Here is a 17,381-nt window from a genome sequence, read left to right as displayed (position 1 = left end):
TATTTTTTAAAATTTTATCTGAGTACATCATTGGATCAGGATAAAAGCTTATTTCCCCAAATGGCTTTTATCCTGTTGAAGTTTATTTCATACGATTCAACATATTTTTTGCCCCTGCGTGGTTATAGTTGGTCGCTAAGTTTTGTAGGATGCCTTTTGCTCTTGCATTGGCGTTTGGATAACTTTTGCTATATGCAGGCACTGAGGTTAAGCATTTTGCAACGAGCATACCTGATTCAGCATAGGCTCTATTGGCATTTGCACCATTTAATTTGCCATAGCTATAAGCGCGCTGTGCATTATTACAAGCGGTGACTTGGTTTTTTCCGGCATTCAGATCGCGTCGTGCATTCACATATAAGCGCATTTGTATCTGCTGAGATGTTTCAGCAACTGGTTTCACTATAGGTTTGTTTTCAGGCTCTTTGGCTTTGGTTTCTTTTTTAGTCTCTACTTCTTTTTTTGCTTCATCTTTCGCATTGCTTTTTGTTGTCGTTGCTTTTGCTTTTGCTTTGCTTGGTGTGGCTTTTTTAGCTACAGTTTCTTCTTGTTTATTATAGTTTTTGCGACGTTCTTCGGGTCCAATAATTGCTGTATACAAACTCACTAAGCGGGTTTCAGAACGGTCATTTGATTTACGCTCTGAAACGGGTTCAATTGCAACCATCCAGCGTTGTCCATCTGCCTGACTACACTGAAATACGCCTGTGCCCTGTTTTATACTGCTATAGGTCGCTAATAATTTACGACTCCATGCATTTTTGACTTGGTTCAAATTACTTTTATTCAGTTGAATAAATTTGCCATTTTTGGCTTGGCAGTAACTACTCATATTTTGCTTGGGTATCAGTGATTCTGCTTCAACATTTTTCTTTTGTGGTCCCCAATCATAGACGTATTCTTTCGCCTTCCCATTTGAACTATTTAGCCCTTTTTGATTGATCACATCTTGTGGTGTTGCATAATGATTAAATGAATTTGGGTTTAAACTCTGCATGGTTGTACAACCATGTAATGCAAATCCAATACTCCCCACCCATAACATTGCCTTTAAATTCACAGCAAAAATCTCAAAAATTTCACCCTTAAAAAATAGCGTAATTTAGTGCCTTTCACAATTTTATAATCTTGATTTTATTTATTATTTTTATAAATTTAATCACTAAAATCGTACACGTTTGAGATGTGTGCATATGTTGTTAATTTTAATTTGATGAATTTCACATTTTATTTAAGTGTATTTGTTTATCCTTGGTGAACGGTCATCATCGTTCCCTTTTAGGTTATTTCGCAAGCATTTATGTATCGCTATGTGCTTATCAAATCTGCCATCAGAACAAGCCTCTATTATTAATAATAATATAAAGCTGGGCCTATCCATGATTCGAGCGACAATATGGAATCGAGTAAAAAAACAGCTCATCTAAAAATATTAATCTATTGATTTTATTGAAATATATTAACTTAAAATTAAAGTCATAAAAAAACCTGCATTTTATTACAGGTTTTTTTTAAATTTATAAACTCAATTGTTAATTTTTTCTTCAAATACTTTTAAACGTTTGTAAATAGAAATCAGTTCAATAATGGTTGTCCACGAGGAAATCAGGTATTGGAAAGAATCACGTACACGCCCAAAGACATTTAAAATTTGCATTAATATACCGAGCGTAATTGTTCCCGCAGCAATACTTGGAAACAAAATAAAATATCCATAAATATTATCCAGTTGCATGTACCAAATACGAACCAGATTGAAATAAGCGTAGTGGAAATACAGTCTAAAATAATTAAAACGAACTTTAGTAAATAATTCTTTTAATGTGAAAGGGTCTGCTCGATCTGCATAATCTTCACCATAAACTAATTCTTTACGATATGCTGCTTCGACTTTTTGATTATTAAACTCCAAACCCGGTAGTTTATAACCCACTAACATTAAAATAACTGTCCCTAATACTGCCCAAAGGACTGCCGCCCAAACCAATGCATAGGCGATTTCCCCCACGACAGGTAATTTCTTTACATGTGTTGATAAAGTTAACAGCACAGGTAGAAATGCAATTAAGGTCATTACCGATTCAACTAAGCTAACCCCAAGTCCTTCTGTGGTTCTCGCAAAACGCATCGTGTCTTCTTGAATACGCTGTGAGGCACCTTCGATGGTTCTCAGTTTTTTCCAATGCGCAGTATAAAAGTCATTCATCGCGGTACGCCAACGAAAAACATAATGACTGACGAAAAATAAGTTCAATACCGCCAGTGTGACATACACCATGGCCACATAGAGAAAAGTCAGCGTCTCTGAATATAGCGTCGCCACTTCGCCCCCACCACCTGAAAGCATCTTCTGGATCAGATCATAGAATGGGTTATACCAAGCATTGATTACGACATTACATTCCACACTAAACCAAACATTAAACAAGATAAATGCGGTTCCCCACACAGACCATCGTTGCCAAGGATTATCTGATTTAATCTTCCAAAAGGCTGCAAAAAGCGCCGTTGCTACTAAAAACCAAGCATAGAACCATAAAAATTTGGGGCTCCAAAATCGGCTAATACCAATAGGCAGCTCTGCTTGATGATAATTTGCAGGTAAACCGAACATCGTACCCCAACTATTGCCACCGCTATACCACAAGGCAATATTGATCACGAACCATAGAAGGAATGATCCAAAAAACCATTTTGGATTTGGAAAAAAAGATTTAAACATTGGTCCTACATTTCCCTGAATCTTTGTTTTTAGTTTGAGTTGCTGATGATAAGTTTTATTTCATTAATTTTCTTGTTCAGATTGAAGATTTAACGCTGTTTAATCTGAAATTTAACAATCAAATACAAGACGACACATCATTCTGTTAGCTTAAGCATGAAAACTGAAGTTCACCTTAAATTCATTATTAATCATGCCCTTTTGATGATCTGGTCATTGTTTGTGGAACAAAAGACGCATCTTAGGACATATAATTACAGTTAAAAAGATTGTCATATTTTAAAATTATTTTTGATATCAATAGATTAAAAAACCATAATTTATTTAACCATTATTTAAACTTAAGTTATGGAATTCTCTAAAATATTTTCTGCGATGTAGCTCACGTCATTTACAAAACATGTTTCTTCACCAATAATATGCTAAGTTCAATTAACAACCTATGCTTGGGGAAGTAAAATGGAAAGTGCAATTGTTGAATTACTCAAACCAATTACATTAAATAAAGAAAATTGCAGTCCTTTGGTTTTTGAAACTGGTACCGTTCTAAAAGTGATTATGCAAACGCCAGAAGGCCTTTTGGTAAGTAATGATGACAAATTTAACTTTGTGATTTCATTGAAAGATAAGAATGAAGTTTGGCGCGAAATTTAATTTTCGCCTCACTTTGTGATTTGTTTTTAAATCATATTTATTCTAAGAAATTTAATCATACAATTATTGAATAAACAGGATAAGGTTCTTAAATTCCATAAAAAAAGAATCCTCCTTTTAAGCAAATATTTTTCATAACTTAGCTTAACGTTTAAATCCGTAAATCATATTTTTCTAAAATCGCATTGGTTTTCTGATGCAATCCCTCAAAATAGACTTTACTCACCAGTGCTGAAGGCTTGTTTTTTGGCAATGGACGAATTTCATGTGCGTGCGGAAAACGTTCAGTAAAATCAAATCGTTGAACCACTTTTTTAAATTCATCAATCACAAGATTTTCATCTTTACAAAAGACATCATAGGCTTGCTGTTTTTCTGCATCCCAAAACTGCTTAAATGCATCTTGAACACTTTGGCCATTCAGCATTCGTGGTATTTGTTCATCAATAAATTTCTGAATCAAATCCATTTTTTTATACATTTTTCGGTCATTACTGAGTAAAGATTGGAGTTGTTGCTGCTGTTTCGCTCTTTGAATCGAGGACGGTGGCGCAGCAGCAATCATATTTAATAATGTATAAATATAATCCTGATTTACATAATCACTAATAATAAAATCTAAAGCAAAATTCACGTCACGTAGCACTGAATCTTTTTCAACTGCTGTACCTTTATTTATTCTGTCATATAAATCTTTATATTTAGATTTATAGTCCTCAAGTTCTTGCGGCACTATAACTGCTTTATCAACATCAAAGTCTGTATACATTTTCAGTTGTGAATGTAGACGAATCACATCACGAAAAGCTTGAATAAACTGCAACTGCTGACTTTCGAGTTTTAGATCATCTACTGACTGACACTCAGGTGTTATTTTTCTTAATTCACTAACACACTTATTAAATTCTGCTAATTGTTGATCCAATGGTGGCACAATCACTTGTTCAAAATTTTGGTCGTCTGCAAAAGTAGAAAGAGCTTTATCTGTTGCCTGCTTTAAATTTCTAAAACACACGACATTACCAAAAGCTTTAGTTGGTTTGTAAATACGGTTTGTACGCGAAAAAGCCTGAATTAATCCGTGATATTTTAAGTTCTTGTCGACATAAATCGTATTAAGTGGCAATGAGTCAAACCCTGTCAGGAACATATTCACCACCAACAGCAAGTCAATTGGTGGCCCTTTAAGCTCCCCAACTTCTTTAGGTGGTTTAGGTACTTTGAAGTACTTAACTCGATCACCTAGATTTTTATAATATTCATAAAATCCTTCGTCGCAGTTATAGCTAGTCAGATGGCGTGTATTGAATTCTGCAATGATCCGTTCAAGTTGTGCTTTACGCCCCATATCAACTTGACTCGGCTGTTCTAGTTCTTCTTCAGAAATCGTACCTGTTGTGGAGTCATTAGCGTCGTTTGTCGTGTCCTGCGCTCCAAAAGAAAAAATCGTACCAATCACTAAAGGGGTATAAATTTCTTCCTTCTTGTCCGCTTCTGCAACCAACTCTGCTTGGACTTTGGCAAATATTGCATAATATTGAAGCAGGACATCTACTGAGCTGACACAAAACATTGAACAAAATTCGCGTTTTGCCGTTTTTTTGTCATGATTTTTTAAAATATAACGTACAATTTTTTCTAAGCGCTCAGGGTTGTCATACAGTTCTTTAGTATCGATGCCTTGTATTTTTTCATCACCTGCATTCACCTGATGAGCGGTAAATTGTCCTACGTAATCAATTTGAAATGGTAAAACATTTTTATCTGCTATCGCATCGACAATCACATATTTATGCAGTCGTTTAGGGAATAGATATTCTGTGGTGTATTTCACGCCACCAATGCTTTGACAGTTCACAGGAAAAATAGGCGTGCCTGTAAAACCGAACATTTGCGCCTGTTTAAAGAAGCGTTTGATATTTTGGTGAGTATCACCAAATTGACTGCGGTGGCATTCATCAAAAATAAATACGACTTTTTTATCTGCCAAATCAGCGATCAATTCTCTGAATTTAGGGAGTGTAATTGCGTTATTCAGCTTTTGAATGGTCGTCACGACCAATTTATCTGTGAGTATATTGCTTTCATTTTTTCGTGAGTTCAGCCGTTTACCGATGAGCTGTTCGACCAATGTTTTGGTGTTGGTCGTTTGGTCTACGCAGTCGGGAACAAAGGCATTGAACTCTTTAGTGGTTTGATTATCGAGGTCTTTGCGGTCCACAACAAAAATTACTTTTTCTATTTCTGGCAACTGACGCATGATTTCACTGGCTTTAAATGCCGTGAGTGTTTTACCCGAACCCGTTGTATGCCAAATATAGGCATGATCGGTTGAGGTTTTCACATGCTGAATCATGTTTTCAACTGCATAGACTTGATAAGGTCGTAGCACCATTAAGCATTCATTTGTTTGATGCTGAACGATGTATTTACTGATCATTTTCGTAATATGTGCGGCGTTTAAAAATGCTTCGGTAAATTTACTCAAATCATTAATTGCTTTGTTGTTTTCATCTGCCCATGGAAATGTGAAATCAAACAATGGTGTGCCATGTGAATAATATAAGCAATTTACGCTGTTACTAATGACAAATAGCTGGATGTATCCAAACAGACCTTGTCCTGATGTATAGGCATTTTTGCTGTAGTTTTGCACTTGGTTAAACGCCTGTGCGATTTCTACGCCACTGCGTTTAAGTTCAACTTGTACTAATGGAAAGCCGTTGATCAATAGCGTGACATCAAAACGGCTGGTTTCTGTACCGCTCTCACCGTATTGGACCGTCACTTGGTTGGTCACTTGAAAAATGTTTTTTGCCGCATCATCACTTAAAAAGCGCAGTGTTTGGGTCGTACCATCATCATGTTTAAGCTGATATGAACCACGCAATAGTTTGGCTTTGCCGAAAATCGTATGTTCGCTGCTCAGGTAATTCCACACCTGTTCCCATTGCTCATGTGTGAGTGGTGCAGTCAGTGCGTTAAATTTTTCTATTTGATTTTTTAAGTTTGCGAGTAAGGCTGTTTCGTTTCTATACTGAACACGTTCGTACCCTAAAGTTGTTAAGTGCTCTATAAATTGGTTTTCGAGTTCAAGTTCTTTTTGGGTCGACATTTATAATACTGCTCAGTTTTTAACTATTGGTATGTATATCTTTTGATTCTAATAGATTTATTATATTTTTCAATCTTTTAAATTCATCAAACAAACATCTAAACTGATGATACAGATCACTGTTTTTTCTTTTAGGAATCTTTCAGTACTTTCTTAAATAAAAAAATTCCCGCATTTGAATAAATGCAGGAATTTTATGAAGCAATATAAACAATCAGACAAACATTTGCTGTAACAAGCCTTTTTTCCATTGTTTAGTTTGTGCAATTTGCTGCGCTACAACTTCAATTTTTTGGTCAATAGCTGAGAGGAAATTGGCGATTTTAGTTTGTTCTTCAAAAGTAGGGATTTGGAATGGCATTTCATTTAATGTAGACAATACTATATATGGAGTATTTCCTTCTTTCTTTTCACTATTTATCCTAATTTTCAAATATTTATCTAAATAATATTTTACATATTGAATATTATGTTCCCAGCCATCTAAAACATATGTCCGTTGATATGCATTAAATTTTCCTTTGTAATAGTGAATATAACCAACGTGAGCACCATTTCCTGAAATAAGTAATGCTTCGGTATCAAATGCAAAGTTATCAATATAAAAATAATTTTTAGCGCAAGTATAGAATCTATATTTACCATTTGCATTCATTGCATTTGCATCAAGTTTCCCCGTGGTAATGTGACAGTTTTGTCCTAATAAAGATTGTTTCCACTCTCCAAACTCGCTTCCATCCTCAGCTTTAAAACGTATCTGCTGACTAAACAGCTTTTGCATCATGCCCTGTTTATATTGGCTCAGTAGTTCATGCTTTTGGGTCAGTAAATTAATTTTTTCATCCACAGCGGAAAGAAAAGAAGCGATTTTAGTTTGTTCTTCTTTGGATGGAACAATTAACTCTAAAGGCTTTAAGACCTGAAGATTAATATTTTTTTGAGCATTTTGAGTTGCTTGAGAATCTAAATTGTCTTTTTGAAGGTCAATAATATTCTTTAAGAAAATTGTGTTTGCTTTTTCTCGTTTTGGTTGAATGGCAACAACACTATCAGGACAAGCAACTGGATATTTGGTAATTGTAGTATCACCAATATTTGCGGCAATCGTAATTAAAATCGTATCAGCAGGAAATACCTTACTTACTCGAATACCATCTGTATTCAAAGTTTGACTATATCCTTTCAAATAAACATCAGAGCCTGTTACATCCCCTGTTTGTACAAATGGCATCTCGCCACCAAAATACCTTGGATCATTCCTCGGGCGTACAGAAAATTTACCACGCTCTACTTCTGCTAAATTTTCTAACGTGGCTGCTAGCCAATTTCCATCAAACTCTTTAAAGCGTAACTTTGGCGAAGCCATTACTTTACCTCCGCAAACGGAGAATCAATGCCTAACTCTTTACAAAAACCTGCAATCACTACATCAGTCTTTTGACTTTCAACTTCTAAGGCTTGAAGCTGTTTCGCTATTGCATCTAAATCAATTTCTTCTTCTGCTTCAAAAGTATCGACATAACGAGGAATATTCAAATTGAAATCATTGTCAGCAACTTCTTGCAGACTCGCTACGTATGCATATTTTTCAATATTCTGACGATTTTCAAATGCACCAACGATATTATCTAAATGCTCAGGTAAGAGCTTGTTTTGATTCTTTTGCTTATCGAACTCGTTGCTCGCATCAATAAATAAAATATTGTCGCTATGCTCACGGTTTTTCTTCAACACCAACACACAAGTCGGAATAGTCGTGCCATAGAAAATATTGGCAGGCAAACCAATAATCGTATCAATCACATTTAACTTTTCAATTAGATGCTTACGAATATGCCCTTCACTCGAACCACGGAACAAAACCCCATGCGGTAGTACAATCGCCAAAGTCCCATTTTCATCTAACTGATAAAGCATGTGCTGTAAAAACGCCATATCGGCCTTAGAACTTGGGGCTAACTTACCAAAATCACGGAAACGCGGATCGCTTAAGTATGACTCACTCGCAGACCACTTTGCCGAAAATGGTGGATTCGCTACAATCGCATCAAATTTCAGTTCCATATGCTGTGGACGTTTTAAAGTATCTTCCTGCTTAATTTCAAACTTTGAGTAATGCACATCATGCAAAATCATGTTCATGCGCGCCAAGTTATAGGTCGTACGATTCATTTCTTGACCATAAATCGCATCCACATCACCGACTTCACGCTTTACACGTAGCAATAAAGATCCTGAACCACAAGTCGGGTCATATACACTGCGTAGACGTTCTTTACCTAAGGTGACAAGTTTTGCAAGCAAAGTCGAAACCATTTGCGGTGTATAAAACTCACCTGCTTTTTTACCAGCACCTGAAGCAAATTCACCAATGAGAAACTCATAAGCATCGCCTAAAATATCAGACTCAGTATTCGATAGATCAAAATTAATATCGTCCAAATGTACGATCACACGGCTAATCAGCTCATTGCGGTCATCAGGCGTATTTCCTAACTTGGTCGAACTTAAATCCATGTCTTCAAACAAATGCGAAAAATCATCTGCCGCATCTGTACGCAGCGTACTTTGCTCAATTGCCTTAAGGGTTTTAATTACATCATCCAAAATGTATTTTTTTGCTCGAGCCAATGTTGCCATACTATGGAACAATTCTTGTGGCGCTAAGAAATAACCCATACTGGCAAGACATTCTTCACGAACAGCACTCAAATATGCTTGATTAATTTCAGTATCTTCGACCAATTCTGTAAACTTAATTTGATCCGGCGCCAAAATTTCGTTGGCATTATTTTGAATTTTTTCAGACAAATATTTATAGAAGATCAAGCCCAAAATGTAATCACGGAATTCATCTGCCCCCATTTTACCGCGCAAAGTATTGGCAATATTCCAGAGTTGTTTTTGCAGTTCTTGAAGCTGGACTTGAGTCATTGTTGTACCAAAAAATGTTTTTAATTAATCATAAAAAAAGCCGAACCCGAAGGTTCGACTTTTTTGAATTTTGGTGGAGATGGCGGGAGTTGAACCCGCGTCCGCCAGCACTACGCTCGAGAATACTACATGCTTAGATATCGTCTATTAATTTAGCTCTTTGTGACCCGACGAACAGGGTACAAATCGCGATCCTTTAAGATTTAGTATAAGACCCCAAGGCTTGATCTTATACGGACTTGTGTGCGTTCGCTTCAGTCGGGACCCCTAACCACAAGTATTCAGGGATGCGGACAAGCTGCCCTTAGGCAGCTAGAGCGTAAGTTTCGTCGTTTGCGACTAAAATATGCAAATTTGATTTACGAGAGAAAATGCGCTCTCGACATGCATCTATGAGTTTCATCACCAGCGTCGAAGCCAGAAACATCCCCAAAGTAGCGTCATCATAGCATAACTGCAAAAAATTGCGATGCAATTTCGAAACAATTACACATTGATCTGCGCTTAATTACATAATTGCGTTAATATTTTATTTTTCAAGACCGCAAAAGAAAAATATATGAGCTATTTATTGGCACTCGATCAAGGAACGACTTCAAGTCGTGCGATCATTTTTAACGAACATGGACAAGTTCAAGCTACAGCTCAACGGGAAACCCATATTCAAACCCCACATTCGGGTTGGGTGGAGCAAGATGCTCAGGAAATTTGGAGTACCCAAATTGCCGTCGTACAACAAGCGCTCGCCTCTGCTCGCATCCTCGCCAAAGACATCAAAGCCATTGGCCTGACCAATCAACGTGAGACCACTGTGGTTTGGGATAAACGCACAGGTCAACCACTTGCTCCTGCAATTGTTTGGCAAGACCGCCGTGCAACCGAGTGGTGTGGGCAACTAACTCAACAAAACCTCAATGACCTCATTCACAAAAAGACCGGTTTACGTATCGACCCCTATTTTAGTGCTGGGAAATTGGTCTGGTTATTAGAACACACCCAAGGTCTACGTGAACTCGCAGAGCAAGGTCATGTGGCTTTCGGCACGATTGACAGTTGGTTGGTGTGGAACCTGACGCAAGGTGCAGAACATGTGATTGAAGCCAGCAATGCCTCAAGAACCATGCTAATGAACTTGCAGCAACAAACTTGGGATGAAGAACTCTTAGAATTATTTGATATTCCTCTGTCGGTCCTTCCTAAAATCATTAGTTCAGATGAATATATTGCAGATACCGCGACAGGTTTACTTGGCGCAAACATTCCCATTACCGGCATTTTAGGTGATCAGCAATCTGCGCTATTTGGACAGTCATGCTTTGAAGCAGGAACAGCAAAAAACACCTATGGTACAGGCTGTTTCATGCTCTTTAACACTGGCACCGAAGTTCAATATAGCCATAATAAATTACTCTCAACCCTTGCATGGCAAGCTCAAGGTCAAACCCATTATGCACTAGAAGGCAGTGTGTTTATGGCTGGCGCAATCGTGCAATGGCTAAGAGACGGTTTAGGGATTATTCAAAAAAGCAGTGATGTTGAAAAACTCGCGTGCCAAGTGGAGCATACCGATGGCGTGGTTCTGGTTCCTGCCTTTACTGGGCTAGGCGCTCCGCATTGGGACAGTGATGCCCGTGCCCTCCTCTGCGGCATGTCACGTGGTACCAATAAATCCCACATAGCTCGTGCTGCCTTAGAGGCCATTGCCTTTCAAGTGTCGGATGTATTGACCGCCATGCAGTCAGACCTGTCTAGTCCACTTAAAGAACTCCGTGTCGATGGTGGTGCCAGTAGCAATGATATGCTGATGCAATTTCAGGCCGATATTTTAAATGTGCCTGTACTGCGTCCTAAACTTTTAGAATCAACAGCATGGGGCGCTGCCGCAATGGCCGGACTCAAAGCGGGTGTGTTTTCAAATCTTGATGAAATTGCTGCATCATGGCAATTAGAACGTGCTTTTGAACCAAAAATGAATGCAGATCAACGTGAATTTCATTTGGCTCAGTGGCAATCTGCACTTAAACGGGCGCGCTCGGACCTTTAATTTTTTTCAATCAACACCGTATGCAATAAAAAAAACCGCTCATTTGAGCGGTTTTTTTATACTTGATAATATTTAATGTGCATGACCACCACCCACACCTGCTTTAGGTCGCGGACAGAGCCAAATGATCAGTGCAGCGAATATAAAGACACCCGTCAAGACTAAAAACACATGATTGGCTGAAAGCGTTAAGGCTTCTTTATCCACCAAACTGGAGATATATCCCAAAGCAGCTTCTGAACTCATTCCATGATTCACCAAGGTGTTTTGTACCTCAGTAACATGTAAATTACTGACCATTTCACTGCGTGCGACTTTGGTGTGATCATCCCAAATGGTTACTGCAATCGACGCTCCAATTGCCCCTGCCATGGTTCTTAAGAAGTTCATCAATCCTGCTGCAGATGCCATGTCTTGTGGCAGTACCGATGCCAAGGCCATATTGGACAAAGGAATAAAGAAAAATGGAACGGCAAAACCTTGTAATATTTGCGGTAAAGCCAAAGCCATAAAGTCTGCATCCGTGGTCCAAAAGGCGCGCATAAGAGTTACACCGCCCAAGATACTTAAACCAAAACTCGCTAAAGCACGTTGATCGTATTTGGTTGCAAGCTTCGCAACAATTGGCGACATGGTCAGACTACCGACGCCCATCGTTGCAGTGAGATAGCCTGCCCACGTTGCGGTATAGCCCAAGTTGATCTGTAACCACTGCGGAATCAGGACAATACTCCCGAAGAAGGCACCAAAACCAAAGGCCAAAGCCAAGACCGAAATGGTAAAGCTTCGGTACTTAAACAGCAGTATATTCACCACAGGATGCCGCTCAGTCAGCTCCCAAATCGTAAAAACGATCAACCCGACAAATGCCGTCAGTGCCAGTACCACGATAAATGGATGATTAAACCAATCTCGTTCATGACCCAAGTCCAACATCAATTGCAAGGCACCGATCCACAACACCAACAGCAGTAAACCACCGCGGTCAATTTTCAATTTCTGTGTTGGAGTTTCAGCCGTTTTCAGTAAGCGCATCGCTGCGATTGCACAACCGATCCCGACAGGAATATTGATAAAGAAAATCCAATGCCAAGATAAATTATCACTGATCGTACCACCCAAAATTGGACCTAAAATGGGGCCAACGACGGTAGTCATTGCCCACATGCCCATGGCTTGGGATTGCTTTTCAGGAGGGAAAATACGCATTAACAACGTTTGGCTCAGTGGCATAATCGGGCCACCAAACAAACCTTGCCCAATTCGGCAAAACACCAACATTTCCAAACTGGTCGATAAACCACACAGTATCGAAAATACCGTAAAGCCAAACAGGCTGATCACAAAAACCCGTACAGAACCAAAGCGTCCAGCGAGCCAACCGGTTAATGGCACACAAATCGCTTCTGCCACAGCATAAGAGGTAATGACCCATGTCCCTTGGGATGCCGATACTGCAAGGCTACCGGTAATATGCGGCACGGATACATTGGCAATGGTCATGTCGAGCACAACCATAAAGTTCGCCAATGCCAAGACCAAGGCAGCGAGAATCAGACGACCACCTTTCAGGTCAGTCATTTGCATTTGCTGATTCATAGGCAATTACTTCGATTTCAAGTCAATCGTCGCTTCCATAGACAGCCCCACACGTAGTGGGTGTTCTGCCAACTCTTTTGGATCCAAACGAATCCTCACAGGTAAACGCTGAACCACTTTAATCCAGTTTCCTGTGGCATTTTGTGCTGGAATCAAGGCAAATGCTGAACCTGTGCCACCAGAAAAACCAGTGACTATGCCATTAAATTTAACTTTGTCACCATACAGATCAGATGTCAGTTCAACTTTTTGACCCGCTTGCACCCCTGCCAATTGGCTTTCTTTAAAGTTGGCATCGACATATAACTGAGAGACAGGCACCACCATCATTAATGACGTTCCCGGTGCAATGCGTTGCCCAACTTGAATATTGCGACGTGTCACTACACCATCAAAGGGTGCTTTAATTTGTGTACGTTCTAAGTCCAACTGAGCTTGTTGTAGACGTGCTTGCGCAACTAAAACATCTGGGGTTGAGTTTTCATTGCTGTCTTGAATTAATGCATCATTCGCAGCTTTATTACTTTGCGCCGCTTTTTGACTAGATTTGGCTTGAGCGAGCCCTGCTTGGGCCACATCAAAACTGGCTTTAGCGGTATTCACAGCACTTTGTGCTGTGCTTAATTCTTCTTTAGAAATCGCACCCGAAGCAGCCAATTGTTGACGACGTTGTAATTCATCTTGTGCTTTATTCAGATCGGCTTGTGCCTTGGCGACTTGTGCGCTTGCACTATGAATCGCATCATCACTGACAAAGATTTGTGAGTTTAAAGAGCTACTATTCGCCGCTGTTTGTTTGTATTGGCGTTTTGCTTTAAGTAATTCAGCCTGAGCTTGAGCTAAGGCAATTTCAGCATCACGAGCATCAATACGAATAAGCACATCGCCTTTTTTCACTTGCTGCGTATCACTCACCAAAACCTCTGCCACTTGCCCCGTGACCATCGAGGTAATCGACGCTGTTTCTGCACCGACATAGGCATTATCGGTACTGACGGAATGATTTAGAAATATTGACCAAATCAAATACATCACCAAAGCAATCACGATCAATACAGCCACTATACCAAGGCCTTTTTTTCTGCGTGCTTTTAATTCCTGATCGGTGGGCTGCTCTGTAGATGGGGTTTCTGGCAGGTTACTAACGGTATCTGTCATAGATTTGTCCTAAATCTAGCAGACTTGGTCATGGCATCATGAGCTTTGCAAAGCATGTCAACTTTGCTGTCAGATAATGGTGTCGTGAGAAAGTCTATCTTCTTCAATTTTCCGGCATTTTAAAGCTAAAAAATCATATCCTGAGAATAGAAAATGTAACTCGTCAGTCTTTTTTTCGTCGGCAACAGGATAAAATCATGCCCTGCTGCCAATACTGGACTTTATTTTTTCATCATTTTGAATGTGTTAACTTAAAAATGGCTTAATAAGCATACGATGCAATCGCCGTTGCAATCGCTTTACCTTCATCATTAACCATGGTCATACGCATAGTGCAACCCTTACGGCCTAAACGTAAGGTTTCAGCTCGTGCAACGAAATACTGTCCACGTCCTGGCGCCAAATAATCCACACGCATATCGACGGTCGCTAAGCGAGATACCTTTTTACTCGTTTCTGCTAGATCTTCAGCTGTGGCCTTTTTATACAATTCTGCCATTGCAGAGATACCACCGATACTGTCGAGTAAAGTTGCCGCAACACCACCATGTAAAATTTGGAATGCGACATTTCCTATTAGATTACTGGCCATGTCCACACGTGCTTCAATCTGACCATCGATCACCGTCATTTTCATTGCATTGTGTACAAAAAATGGGGAGCTGTTAAATGCTTGAGCAATGTTATTTAATAAAGTATCGATTTCAATCTTCGAGTTTAGGTCAATATTACCGGTCCAACTCTTATTTACATCTGTCATAGCCTACTCGAATCGCTGTCATTGAATAAAAAAATAATACGGGGTGCGCCAAACCCTCATTATGCGTCTACAATAGTCAAAGTTTAATACTGATCAATGAGATTGTTATGACCTATACGTTCAATCGTCCAGCTTTTCCTGCTACCCGCATGCGTCGCATTCGTAAAAATGACCAGCTTCGTGCCATGGTGCGTGAAACTCAACTGACGACTGATCATCTCATTTATCCAGTATTTGTGTTGCCAGGCCAGCAACAAACTCAAGACATTCCAAGCATGCCAAACGTACAGCGTCTATCTGCTGACTTGTTACTAAGAAAGGCAGAACGTTTACTCGAATTGGGTGTTTCAAAATTAGCTTTGTTCCCAGTTACACCACAGGAAGATAAAAGCTTAACGGCTGAAGCAGCTTGGCATGAAGATGGCTTAGTCCAAAGCACCATCCGCTTATTAAAAAAAGAACTACCAGAAATGGTTCTCATCACTGATGGTGCTCTCGACCCATACACCACACATGGTCAAGACGGTATCATTGATGATACCGGCTATGTACTGAATGATGAAACCGTTGAATGCTTAATTAAACAAGCGCTCAGCCATGCCGAAGCGGGTGCAGATGTGGTTGCACCAAGTGACATGATGGATGGTCGTATCGGTGCAATTCGCCAAGCCCTTGAAGCCAATGGCCATATCTATACCAACATCATGGCTTATTCTGCAAAATATGCGTCTAGCTTTTACGGGCCATTCCGTGATGCGGTAGGTTCTTCAAGCAACCTCAAAGGTGGCAATAAATATAACTATCAAATGGACATCGGTAACCGTGCTGAAGCTTTACATGAAATAGCACTCGATATTCAAGAAGGCGCCGACATGGTGATTGTAAAACCGGGTATGCCGTATTTAGATATCGTCCGTGAAGTCAAAGATAACTTCGGTGTTCCAACCTTTGTCTATCAAGTGAGTGGCGAATACGCCATGTTGGCAGGTGCCATTCAAAATGGTTGGTTGTCTGCTAGCGTGATTATCGAATCGCTGATGAGTTGCCGCCGTGCAGGTGCAGATGGGATCTGGACTTATTTTGCTGAAGATGCAGCACTCATGTTGAAAGACATGAAATAACCCGCAAAGCCTTCCTGAAATAGTAACGTTCAGGAAGGCTTTTTTATCTCTGTAAAATTCAAAAAACAGTCATGGAAGAAAAACTTCGGCGTTGCTGAAGTTAAGATCAAACTTATACATTCATCGGTTAAAAGAACATGAATATTGCCATTATTGGGGCGGGTGTAAGTGGTTTACTCACCGCATTGGAATTGGTCGAACGTGGTTGTACGGTGACAATTTTCGACCAACAACGCACAGGTTCTGCTGCATCATGGGCCGGTGGTGGCATCCTCTCCCCGATGTATCCTTGGCGATATCCCAATGAAGTCAATGCGCTCGCACGTTATGGCAAGCAGAGCTACCAAAAATGGAATGAAAAATTAAAACCTATGACTGGGATTGATTTTGAAATTCATGAAACTGGCATGTTGATTTTTGATGAAGATGATTTTGAAATCGGTTTAGATTATGCCCGTTTGCACCAAGACCCAATGCAACAGGCGGAATATTTACAATCCGAGCAAATTGAGCAGATTAATCCTCACATTTCAGCACGCTTTGCACATGGCATTTATTTTTCGCAATTAGCCAACATCCGTAATCCGCGACTTTTGCAGTCATTAACGGCTTATTTACAGCAGCATCCTAAAGTTCAGATTTATGAACATTGCCCTATCCACCAATTAAACCGTTCGGACAATCGTATCCAGTCCATCACCACCGCAGATGGCAAACAACATACAGCTGATCAATTCGTTATTGCCACGGGCGCTTGGTCAGCCGCATGGAGTGAACAACTAGACATTGAGATACCCGTACAACCCGTGCAGGGACAAATGCTTCTCTTTAAAACCCCGCAAAATTGGTTGCCGACCATGTGCATGAATAAAGTCATGTACTTGATTCCACGCCAAGACGGTCATGTGGTTTGCGGCTCAAGTATGCGCCAATGTGGCTTTGATACTCAGACAACAAATACAACCTTGCAGCATATTCAAAAATCCTGCTTTGACATGGTACCAGAGCTTGCCAACTTTCCGATTGTGAAATCTTGGGCTGGCCTGCGCCCATCTTCGCCTGAAGGGATTCCATATATTGGGCAGATGCCAAATTTCGACAATCTTTGGGCAAATTTTGGGCATTTTAGAAATGGTTTATGTATGGGACCTGCTTCAGCTCAGTTATTGGCTGAACTGATGACTGGGGAAACGCCTTCATTCAATGCAGACAACTATAGTCCAACTCGCCTGTTTCAAGATGCATTGTTAAGCGTCGAATAATGGTCAATAGGT

The 17,381-nt window shown here is 39.8% G+C and carries 12 protein-coding genes and 1 other RNA gene; 4 read left to right on the top strand and 9 right to left on the bottom strand.

What is annotated here, in order from left to right; translation table 11 throughout:
* Positions 1–82: 82 nt before the first annotated feature.
* Both FTT94_RS07425 and sbmA read right to left on the bottom strand, forming a co-directional pair.
* The gene (locus FTT94_RS07425) at positions 83–1,060 is read right to left on the bottom strand and encodes a hypothetical protein (RefSeq protein ID WP_233944460.1); all 978 of its coding nucleotides are present in this window, start codon (positions 1,058–1,060) and stop codon (positions 83–85) included.
* A 465-nt stretch (positions 1,061–1,525) separates the two neighbouring features.
* Positions 1,526–2,722 (bottom strand): peptide antibiotic transporter SbmA, encoded by a 1,197-nt coding sequence (gene sbmA, locus FTT94_RS07420; protein ID WP_180170513.1) that lies wholly within the window; start codon positions 2,720–2,722, stop codon positions 1,526–1,528.
* Positions 2,723–3,181: 459 nt separating this feature from the next.
* On the opposite strand from sbmA, the gene FTT94_RS07415 reads away from it, so the two are divergent.
* Positions 3,182–3,376, top strand: a complete 195-nt coding sequence (locus FTT94_RS07415) for a hypothetical protein (RefSeq protein WP_180004283.1) — start codon at positions 3,182–3,184, stop codon at positions 3,374–3,376.
* Positions 3,377–3,527: 151 nt separating this feature from the next.
* Here FTT94_RS07415 and FTT94_RS07410 read toward each other — a convergent pair whose 3' ends face one another.
* The 4 genes from FTT94_RS07410 to ssrA all read right to left on the bottom strand — a co-directional run bounded on the left by FTT94_RS07410 (position 3,528) and on the right by ssrA (position 9,856).
* A complete protein-coding gene (locus tag FTT94_RS07410; protein ID WP_180170512.1) occupies positions 3,528–6,491 on the bottom strand; it encodes a type I restriction endonuclease subunit R in 2,964 nt (987 codons plus the stop codon).
* Positions 6,492–6,705: 214 nt separating this feature from the next.
* The gene (locus tag FTT94_RS07405) at positions 6,706–7,857 is read right to left on the bottom strand and encodes a restriction endonuclease subunit S (protein ID WP_180170511.1); all 1,152 of its coding nucleotides are present in this window, start codon (positions 7,855–7,857) and stop codon (positions 6,706–6,708) included.
* Positions 7,857–9,425 (bottom strand): type I restriction-modification system subunit M, encoded by a 1,569-nt coding sequence (locus FTT94_RS07400; protein WP_180170510.1) that lies wholly within the window; start codon positions 9,423–9,425, stop codon positions 7,857–7,859. Before FTT94_RS07400 ends, FTT94_RS07405 begins: the two co-directional genes overlap by 1 nt.
* 71 nt (positions 9,426–9,496) lie before the next feature.
* Positions 9,497–9,856, bottom strand: a transfer-messenger RNA (tmRNA) gene (gene ssrA, locus FTT94_RS07395).
* Positions 9,857–9,984: 128 nt separating this feature from the next.
* Between ssrA and glpK the strand changes: the two genes are divergently transcribed.
* Complete coding sequence (gene glpK / locus FTT94_RS07390) at positions 9,985–11,469, top strand: glycerol kinase GlpK (RefSeq protein WP_180170509.1); 1,485 nt, start codon at positions 9,985–9,987, stop codon at positions 11,467–11,469.
* 72 nt (positions 11,470–11,541) lie between these two features.
* On the opposite strand, the gene FTT94_RS07385 is transcribed toward glpK, so the two are convergent.
* From FTT94_RS07385 to FTT94_RS07375, 3 genes are all read right to left on the bottom strand, one after another.
* Positions 11,542–13,068: a DHA2 family efflux MFS transporter permease subunit gene (locus FTT94_RS07385; protein ID WP_180026568.1), complete on the bottom strand. Its 1,527-nt coding sequence runs from the start codon at positions 13,066–13,068 to the stop codon at positions 11,542–11,544.
* 6 nt (positions 13,069–13,074) lie between these two features.
* Complete coding sequence (locus tag FTT94_RS07380) at positions 13,075–14,226, bottom strand: efflux RND transporter periplasmic adaptor subunit (RefSeq protein WP_180170508.1); 1,152 nt, start codon at positions 14,224–14,226, stop codon at positions 13,075–13,077.
* A 262-nt stretch (positions 14,227–14,488) separates the two neighbouring features.
* Positions 14,489–14,986 (bottom strand): thioesterase family protein, encoded by a 498-nt coding sequence (locus FTT94_RS07375; RefSeq protein ID WP_180004269.1) that lies wholly within the window; start codon positions 14,984–14,986, stop codon positions 14,489–14,491.
* Between the two features lie 107 nt (positions 14,987–15,093).
* Here FTT94_RS07375 and hemB point away from each other — a divergent pair, with 107 nt between their 5' ends.
* Positions 15,094–16,107, top strand: a complete 1,014-nt coding sequence (hemB, locus tag FTT94_RS07370) for a porphobilinogen synthase (protein WP_180170507.1) — start codon at positions 15,094–15,096, stop codon at positions 16,105–16,107.
* A gap of 137 nt (positions 16,108–16,244) precedes the next feature.
* A complete protein-coding gene (gene thiO / locus FTT94_RS07365) occupies positions 16,245–17,369 on the top strand; it encodes a glycine oxidase ThiO (RefSeq protein WP_180170506.1) in 1,125 nt (374 codons plus the stop codon).
* The last annotated feature ends 12 nt before the right edge of the window (positions 17,370–17,381 follow it).

The sequence above is a fragment of the Acinetobacter sp. YH12027 genome, from assembly GCF_013420085.1.
GTDB lineage: Bacteria > Pseudomonadota > Gammaproteobacteria > Pseudomonadales > Moraxellaceae > Acinetobacter > Acinetobacter amyesii.
Note: the sequence above shows the minus strand (reverse complement) of the source record. Positions and strands in the feature narration are given on the sequence as shown.